This is a genomic window from Pseudomonadota bacterium, assembly GCA_026388215.1.
GTDB lineage: Bacteria > Desulfobacterota > Syntrophorhabdia > Syntrophorhabdales > Syntrophorhabdaceae > JAPLKF01.
Genome location: JAPLKF010000117.1, coordinates 1 through 8,671, shown reverse-complemented (window position 1 = coordinate 8,671; position 8,671 = coordinate 1). Strand labels below are relative to the sequence as shown.

Annotated in this window: 8 protein-coding genes; 4 read left to right on the top strand and 4 right to left on the bottom strand. The window is 40.3% G+C overall.

The window, feature by feature from the left end:
• The 3 genes from NTU69_06795 to NTU69_06785 form a co-directional block, all read right to left on the bottom strand.
• Positions 1–180, bottom strand: a 180-nt coding sequence (locus NTU69_06795; GenBank protein ID MCX5803224.1) for an orotate phosphoribosyltransferase, incomplete at its 3' end; no start/stop codon positions are given.
• A 195-nt stretch (positions 181–375) separates the two neighbouring features.
• Positions 376–1,758, bottom strand: a complete 1,383-nt coding sequence (purF, locus tag NTU69_06790) for an amidophosphoribosyltransferase (protein ID MCX5803223.1) — start codon at positions 1,756–1,758, stop codon at positions 376–378.
• A gap of 2 nt (positions 1,759–1,760) precedes the next feature.
• Entirely contained in the window at positions 1,761–2,330 is a 570-nt protein-coding gene (locus NTU69_06785; protein MCX5803222.1) for a macro domain-containing protein, read from the bottom strand.
• A 119-nt stretch (positions 2,331–2,449) separates the two neighbouring features.
• Here NTU69_06785 and recG point away from each other — a divergent pair, with 119 nt between their 5' ends.
• Positions 2,450–4,651, top strand: a complete 2,202-nt coding sequence (gene recG / locus NTU69_06780; GenBank protein MCX5803221.1) for an ATP-dependent DNA helicase RecG — start codon at positions 2,450–2,452, stop codon at positions 4,649–4,651.
• Between the two features lie 23 nt (positions 4,652–4,674).
• On the opposite strand, the gene NTU69_06775 is transcribed toward recG, so the two are convergent.
• Positions 4,675–5,448 (bottom strand): IclR family transcriptional regulator, encoded by a 774-nt coding sequence (locus NTU69_06775; GenBank protein MCX5803220.1) that lies wholly within the window; start codon positions 5,446–5,448, stop codon positions 4,675–4,677.
• A 188-nt stretch (positions 5,449–5,636) separates the two neighbouring features.
• On the opposite strand from NTU69_06775, the gene NTU69_06770 reads away from it, so the two are divergent.
• The 3 genes from NTU69_06770 to NTU69_06760 form a co-directional block, all read left to right on the top strand.
• Entirely contained in the window at positions 5,637–7,601 is a 1,965-nt protein-coding gene (locus NTU69_06770) for an ASKHA domain-containing protein (GenBank protein ID MCX5803219.1), read from the top strand.
• 73 nt (positions 7,602–7,674) lie between these two features.
• Positions 7,675–8,424 (top strand): AAA family ATPase, encoded by a 750-nt coding sequence (locus tag NTU69_06765; GenBank protein ID MCX5803218.1) that lies wholly within the window; start codon positions 7,675–7,677, stop codon positions 8,422–8,424.
• A gap of 144 nt (positions 8,425–8,568) precedes the next feature.
• Positions 8,569–8,671 (top strand): bifunctional 5,10-methylene-tetrahydrofolate dehydrogenase/5,10-methylene-tetrahydrofolate cyclohydrolase (locus NTU69_06760; GenBank protein MCX5803217.1); only part of this gene is annotated, 103 nt, incomplete at its 3' end.

Here is an 8,671-nt window from a genome sequence, read left to right as displayed (position 1 = left end):
AGGTATTTCACGCACCATTTTATACATAATGTTACCCGTAAGGTACATGCCTTCAGGGTTCAATGCGGTTTCCCTCGCATCGATATAGTAAGTGCTTTTTTTTCCGCTTTTCAGTATAAATTCGCCCTCTTCATAAGATAGATTTTTCAAAATATTCAGTAGCCGTCCTTTTTCGTCCATTCTATCCTCCAGGATATTCGTTAAACCGTAAAGGTAATAACCAATTACCAAATTCCAACATCCAAATAATAATCAATGTCCCAATGACCAAAACTGACTGCCTTTGACACTGTTTCACTATTGGAAAATTGGTTATTGGTCATTATATTGTTATTGGTGCTTGGTTATTGGTTATCCCCCTTCAGGATTTCCCATTTATTTCTTGACAAATAATTCCATCTGCTCGAGTTTCATACCCAAAGGAAATTTTGATGGGTATTCACCGGAAAAACATGCATCACAATATGTGTATTCCCCATTTTCCAGAGCCCTTTTCATTCCATCGATAGTGAGATACTGGAGTGTATCAGACTCCATGTAGCTGTTTATCCCATCCACAGTTTGAGAAGATGCGATGAGTTCCCCCCTTGTCTTTGTGTCTATACCATAAAAACAGGGGAATGCTGTGGGAGGAGAACTGACCCTGAAATGTATCTCTTTAGCCCCATATTGCCTTAGCATCTTTATTATTTTTTTACCTGTCGTTGCTCTCACTATTGAGTCGTCTATAACAACTACCCTTTTACCTCTCACTGCATCGTGTACTGCATTAAGTTTTAATTTCACTCCAAAGTGCCTGATAGATTGTTCCGGTTCTATAAATGTCCTGCCAACGTAATGGTTCCTTATAAGACCGAGCTCGAAAGGTATTCCTGTTTCGTGGGCGTAACCAATAGCAGCTCCTATCCCGGAATCAGGTATAGGTACAACCATGTCCGCATCCACATAGGTATCTCTTGCCAACTCCCTTCCAAGTGCCTTTCTTACAGTATATACAGTCCTGCCGAACATATAACTATCAGGTCTTGCGAAATAGATATACTCGAATATGCAAAATTTTGGGTCTACATTCTTAAAGGGTTTATATACTTTTACTCCATCCTCGTTTATATGAAGGATTTCACCTGGTTCTATTTCTCTTAAGTACTCTGCTTCTATGAGGTCGAAGGCACACGTTTCACTTGAGATAACCAGGGAATCTTTTAATTTTCCAAGTACGAGTGGTCTGAATCCATAAGGGTCCCTTACTGCTATAAACTCTTTGTCCGTTAGTAAGATGAGGGAATACGAACCTTCTACCCTCCGGAGTGCACTTATTAACCTGTCAAGTGTTGAATTTTCATGAGAAAGGGCTATCAGGTGAACAATAACCTCTGTATCCATTGAAGATTGAAAAATAGAACCGTTGTTTTGAAGCTCGTCCTTTATAATTCTGGCATTTGTAAGGTTTCCATTATGTGCGATAGCAAGATTACCCCTTAAGTATTCAACAATAAAGGGTTGTGCATTTTTAAGATCGCTTGAACCTGCTGTTGAGTATCTCACATGTCCAATCGCTGAATGTCCTTTTATTTTTTGAAGTATTTCTTCATTAAAGACGTCTGATACAAGCCCCATTCCCCTATGGGAACGCATAGCATACCCATCTATGCTCGCTATCCCTGCGCTTTCCTGGCCTCTATGCTGGAGGGCATGGAGACCAAGATAGGTAATGTTCGCAGCATCTTTGTGATTAAAGATTCCAAATATTCCGCACATTTTTACCTGTCCTCTTCTGACCTGCCTGGCTGGCAGACAGGTTTCTCCATTTCTTTTTTAAAGAACTCGATAATCTCTTTGTCCATGAGATAAAACCTTATTTCTTTTAAGGGTGTTCCCTTATTTTTTATAAAAGCTATTGTCTCATCTATTATTATCTGTGCACATTTTTCTTTTGGAAAACCAAAAATCCCTGCGCTTATGGCAGGCATTGAAAGGGTTTTGAACCCTTTTTCTGTTGCGAGCATCAATGTATTTTTTATGGCATTTCTGAGCTTGAGTTCTTCCTCTCCTTCACCCCACCGTGGCCCAACTGTATGAATGACATACCTTGCCTTCAGTTTGCCACCTGTTGTGATAGCGCATCCACCGACTGGCACATATCCTATCCTGTTACTTTCTTCCTGTATAATATCGCCACCCTTTCTCACGATAGCGCCAGCCACGCCTCCCCCGTGTTGCAAGTACGAGTTAGCCGCATTGACAATAGCATCAACATCGCTTTCGGTCAAATCGCCTTGAATTATGCTGATCTGTGTATGTCCTATATAAGCACTTTTAATTATTTCCATAATTGCCGCCAACAAGTTCGGAGTCCAGCAAAGCGGGAATCTATCACTTTAAACCCCCAACTCCGAACTCATAACTGTCTTTAAAAGGATGCGGGAATATTGTAATATAAAATTTCAAAATGGGAAAGAAAAATGACTTACTCACAACACCGATTCGTTTTTTAAAGGGTGTTGGTCCAAAAATTTCAGAGCAGATGGAGAAAAAAGGGATTAAAAGCGTTGAGGATCTGTTTTACTTTTTACCGATAAGATATGAGGATAAGAGGTATATACGTAAAATAAACGAGTTAAGAGAAGGGGAGAAGGCCCTTGTGATCGCGAAGGTGGTAACCTCTAAATCATTATTTTACCGTCATTCACGGAAGAAGGCGTATGAAGCGATTGTGGATGATGGGACTGGTAATATTTCAGTGAAATGGTTTCAGTGGGTTTCTTCGTATTTAAGAAATATCTGTAGGAAAGGCAATATACTCTTGCTCTCGGGAGGGGTAAGCAGATATGGAACAAAGCTTCAGATGATTCACCCTGAAGTTACCATCTTGGGCGATGAAAGTGAAATAGAGAACTGTAAGGGGATAGTGCCTATTTATTCGGAGATTGATCGGGTAAAACAGGGAACCTTAAGAAATCTTGTAAAAAGGGTTTTTGAAGACTATGGAGTTTATGTGAAAAGCATTCTCCCCGGGGAGATAGAGAAATTTTATGGTTTTACCCCCCTGTATGAGACATTTTTCAAGATACATTTCCCTGATGATGACTTACTTGAAAGCAATATTCGTCAGAAATACATACAACGTCTTATATTTGAAGAATATTTGCTGTTCCAGGCTGCATTACTGATGAAGAAAGGGGAGATAAAGAAGGAGAGGGGTATAAGTTTTAAGTCAGATGGTATTTATTATAATAAGTTTAAAGGTAGCTTGCCATTTGAATTGACATTGGCGCAAAAGAGGGTGATCAGGGAAACAGAACATGATATGGCCCATATTGAGCCTATGAATAGACTTTTGCAGGGAGATGTCGGTTGTGGTAAGACGGTCTGTGCTATTTTAGCCGCTTGTATTGCAGTAGACAATGGCTATCAGGTTGCCTTTATGGCACCTACAGAAATACTTGCTGAACAGCATTATTTGACTATCCACAAAGCTTTTGAGTGGATGGGTATCCCTCTCGTATTTTTAAGGGGAAATATGGGAAAAGAAAGAAAGGGGGTTATTGAGGGTATAAAAAAGGGAGAATATTCGGTAATAGTGGGGACCCATGCACTTATTCAGAAAGATGTAAACTTCAGAAGGCTTGGTTTGGTGATTATTGACGAACAACATCGATTTGGGGTTATACAGAGAAAACTCTTAAAAGAAAAGGGGTCAGGGGTCAGGATTCAGGGGTCAGGATTGACTACGAAGGACGTGGGACGCGGGACGCGGGACGATAAAATTCCGAAATCGGCAATCGGAAATCGGCAATCGGAAATAGATGTTTTTCCTGACACCCTTGTAATGACTGCAACTCCAATCCCGAGGACCCTTTCAATGGTGGTATATGGTGATCTTGATGTTTCTGTTATAGATGAGATACCAAAGGGAAGGCAGAAGATATGGACAAAGGTATTTTTAGATAAAGATAAATTTGCTGTGTATAGAATGATTGAAGATGAATTAAAAAAGGGGCATCAGGCTTATATTGTGTATCCCCTGGTTGAAGAGTCAGAGAAAATAGAGCTTTTAAATGCAAAGGAAATGGCCGCCTATTTCAAAAAATCAGTTTTTCCTTCATACAGAGTAGGGCTTCTCCATGGGAGGATGAAGGCTGAGGAGAAGGAAAAGATAATGTTCAGGTTTAAGAATAAGGAGATAGATGTTCTGGTATGCACAACGGTAATTGAGGTTGGAATAGATGTCCCAAATGTAACCATGATGGTGATAGAGCATGCAGAGAGGTTTGGTCTTTCACAGCTTCACCAGTTGAGGGGCAGGGTTGGAAGGGGAACATATCCTTCAAAATGTGTGTTAATAACATCAACCAGAAGGACAGAGATTGCCACCAGAAGGTTAAAGGTCATGGAAGGGACAACAGACGGGTTTAAAATAGCCGAGGAGGATATGAAAATAAGAGGACCGGGTGACATGCTTGGTGTGAGGCAATCAGGTATACCGAAGTTCAGGGTAGGGGATATTGTTAGGGATGGGGATATTATGACTCATGCGAGAAGAGTAGCCGAAGAAATGATAGACAGGCTTACAGTGGATGATTTAAATGGTGTGAAGGACACTGTTCTGGCAAGGTGGAAGGACAGTATGCATTTATATAATATAGCGTGATGTAGCCTTAAGCCTGTAATCCTTTACGCACCCTTTGTCTTTGAGTGAAAATAGGATAATCTGTTGTTAATTAGTTCTGCTGTGTTTTTTAAGTGATGAATCATCTCAGGTAGTTTTTCATCATTCATTGAATCAGTAAAACCAACTATTAGGATTGCACCCACTGGAAAACCGTTTGAGTAGATAAGGGTTGCTATTGCCCTTATCCCTTTTAAGTACTCTTCAAAATCGAGACTATAACCCATTTTTCTTGTCCTTTCAATCTCTCTGATGAAGTGTTCAATATCTGTAATACTGTTCTCAGTATATTTGGGCAATCCCACATCTTTCAGGAAGATTTTAATGTCTTTGTTGTCCATTTGAGAAAGGAAAATTTTACCTGGAGCTGCTGCTGTAATGGGAAGTTTTGTACCTATGGGGGAGGAAATCTTAAATGGTTTTTTTGCTTCTGTTACATCCAGAACTTTAGCTATATTATCCTCTCTCACAATAAAAAAAACAGTTTCATCCACAAGGCCTACGAGTTTTTCAATAAAAGGTTTTACAATTGAGATTAATTCTCCGCCTCTTAAGCACCTTTTTGAGAGCTCAAATAATTCTTTACCTATGGTGTATTTTTTTGTGGGTTTGTCTTTAACTATAAAGCCTTCTTGTTCGAGGGCTTTTAAGATTCCAAAGGTTGTACTTTTACTAATTGAAAGTCTTTTTGCAATATCTGTAACACCGAGAGGTTTGTTATATTTTACTATAAGCTTGATTACCTCGATTGCCTTTTTTAAAACGGGTGCATTATACATAATTCACTATGATGAACATTTTAAGATATATATATGTACTTGTCAATATATTCTGGTTAGAGAAAAAGATTTTTTCAGGTATAAAAAGGAACAGTTTATAATAATGAACATAAAAGTGTATGAAGATAAGAATATAATTTGTTGAAAATTGAGGATAATCTGTTAAAATTATGGGACTGAGGATTCAAATGACCAGATATAAGCTAAAATTTCTCCCTATAGACAGGCTTTTTTTAGTAGAAGATGGTGAAAACATACTCGAAGCAGCAATGAAGGCAGGTATCCATATAAACGCTTCTTGTGGCGGGAATAGCGATTGTGGAAGGTGCAGGATAAAGATAATTGAGGGTGATGCTTATTCGCCTGTTCACCCAAAGATATCACAGAAGGAGTATGATGCAGGTATAAGACTTGCCTGTATGACCACTGTCCATGGAGATGCTGTTGTTGAGGTGCCACTTGAATCCCAGGTAGACAGGACTGTCCTTGAAAGAAAAAGAGAAGCACCCCATATTCTCTCTACCTCTGATATAGAGCAGCTTGTGAAAGAATGGGAGGCTGACCCTGCAGTGTTTAAAAAATATGTTGAGCTCCCGGTACCATCCATCGAGGATAATATATCAGATCTTGGAAGGTTAACGAGAGAACTGAAGAAAAGGTATGATATTGATGATATTTCTGTAGATTTCAGAGTCCTTAAAAAATTAAGCAGCACCCTGAGAGATGCAAATTGGAAAGCCACAGCAACAGTGGTCCTTACAAAAAAAGGTTATAAACTAATTCACGTAGAGCCTGGAAATACAGAGAATGAAAGCTATTCAATAGTGATAGATATTGGCACAACAACTATTTGTGGTCAACTCCTGGACCTTGTTCATTGCAGTGTCTTTAAGAAGGTAGAGGTGCTTAACGGAAGGGAATTATGCACACTTGCGGAATCCTCTGATTATAATGCCCAGATTAGCTATGGGGAAGACGTGATATCAAGGATTATGTATTCCCGTAAAAAGGGAGGACTGAAGAGGCTTCAAAAGGTTGTAGTAGCAACTATAAATGGGATAATAAGAGAACTGCTTGATATAAGCAAAATTAATGTGAGTTCTATATCACATCTTGTATTTGCTGGAAATACTACAATGACACACCTTGTCCTTGGTTTGGATCCTAAATACATCATGCTCTCACCGTATACCCCTGTCTCAACGTTTATTCCTCCTGTCAGGGCAATAGACCTTGGTGTAGATGTTGAGGAACATGCATATGTCTATATCTTCCCATGTGTAGCTTCCTATGTTGGAGGGGATATAGTGGCAGGGGTTCTTGGTTCAGGAATATTTCAGAGGGATAAGATTGCCCTGTTTATGGATATAGGCACAAATGGTGAAATAGTCCTCGGTAACAAAGATTGGCTCATGTGTGCATCTTGTTCTGCCGGGCCTGCTTTTGAGGGTGGTGGTATTAAGTTTGGCATGAGGGCAGGAAGAGGCGCCATAGAGCAGGTGAGAATCAACCCGGTAACCTTTGAGCCCATGATACTGACTGTTGGAAGGAAAAAACCGATGGGTATATGTGGTTCTGGTTTGATTGATATTGTTGCAGAACTTATTGAGGCGGGTCTGATAGATCAAAATGGTAAGTTTAAAAGGACATTACCAACAAAAAGGGTAAGGGAAGGCGAGAGTGGCTATGAATATGTGATAAGCTATGCACCCGAAACTCAGATAAATAAGGATATTGTAATCACAGAGATAGATCTGGACAATCTGATACGGGCAAAAGCTGCCATGTATGCAGGATGCAAGGTACTCCTTGATAATGTTGGTCTTGCTTTTGCTGACATAGATATAGTTATTATTGCTGGCGGTTTTGGGCACTATATAGACCCTGAAAAGGCACAGGTAATTGGACTTTTGCCAGAGTTGCCCCTGGAAAGTTTTATATTTGTGGGGAATGGCTCTCTTCTCGGTGCGAGATTGCTCTCTTTCTCGAAAAGGTTTTTAGGTGAAGCAGAAAGAATTGCGAGGACTATGACGAACATTGAACTTTCGGACACGCATAAGTTCATGGACGAGTTTATAGCAGCCATGTTCCTTCCACACACCGACCAGCATTTGTTCCCGAAGGTTATGGAAAGGCTGATGGACAGAGGTTGAAAAGATAAGACAGTTAACAGTATGCAGTAGTCCCGCTCGTGGCGGGATTACTCCCTACTATTAGGAGAATTGTATGCCAAAGGTTATAGCAATTGCAGGCAAGGGAGGTGTTGGCAAGACCACAATTGGTGGAATGCTTGTGAGGTATATTGTTGAGGAAATAAAGGATGGGCCGGTTCTTGCAGTTGATGTTGACCCCAATTCAAACCTGAATGAGGTACTTGGTGTGAAAGTTCATACTACCATTGGTGATGCAAGGGAGTTAATGAAGAAGGATGTGCCGCAAGGCATAACAAAAGATGTCTGGTTTGAATATAAAGTTCACGAAGCAATCATAGAGGGGAAGGGATTTGACCTGCTTGTAATGGGAAGACCGGAGGGGCCTGGTTGCTATTGTGCGGCAAACAGTCTTGCAAAGAAATACATAGATGCGTTGAAGGATAGTTATGCCTATATAGTAGTGGATAATGAAGCAGGTATGGAACATATCAGCAGACTCGTAACGCAGGATGTAGATGGATTGTATGTGATTTCTGACGCGACCCCAAGGGGGATTTTAACGGCAAGCAGAATTTTTGACCTTATAAAGGAATTACACCTGAACATAAAGGAAAGATATACAATTATAAACAGGGTTAAAGAGGAAGAGAGTAATAGTTTGAGAGAAGTGGCAATGCAAAAAGGTATTGAGATAACAGGAATGGTTAGAGACGATGAAGAGGTCTGGAAAGGTGATCTGGCGGGAGAAACGATATTCTCTCTCAGCAAATCATCCCATGCACTTGCCGATGCGTATGGAATATTCGGGAGAACCTTGAAGTAGGAGAAATAACACACGAGGGACGAGGGACGAAAAATCTATAGCGTCCATCGTCTTAGTGAATCCCGCTATTTTAGGGATGAACGGTCGTCCTAATCCCGCCCAAGGCGGGATGGTCGCCCATCATAAATCATGCACGGAGGGTTCATGTCTGCTAAAATCATAAGCGGAACGGAAATAGCGGCGAAAATCAGGGAAGAATTAAAGGAAGAGGTAATACATCTTAAAGAAAAATATGGAATTGTACCCG

Bases quoted from the DNA above. Each gene is read 5' to 3' on its own strand.
- NTU69_06765 (MCX5803218.1), top strand. From the start codon at position 7,675: ATGCCAAAGGTTATAGCAATTGCAGGCAAGGGAGGTGTTGGCAAGACC.
- NTU69_06775 (MCX5803220.1), bottom strand. From the start codon at position 5,448: ATGTATAATGCACCCGTTTTAAAAAAGGCAATCGAGGTAATCAAGCTT.
- recG (MCX5803221.1), top strand. From the start codon at position 2,450: ATGGGAAAGAAAAATGACTTACTCACAACACCGATTCGTTTTTTAAAG.
- purF (MCX5803223.1), bottom strand. From the start codon at position 1,758: ATGTGCGGAATATTTGGAATCTTTAATCACAAAGATGCTGCGAACATT.
- NTU69_06770 (MCX5803219.1), top strand. From the start codon at position 5,637: ATGACCAGATATAAGCTAAAATTTCTCCCTATAGACAGGCTTTTTTTA.
- NTU69_06785 (MCX5803222.1), bottom strand. From the start codon at position 2,330: ATGGAAATAATTAAAAGTGCTTATATAGGACATACACAGATCAGCATA.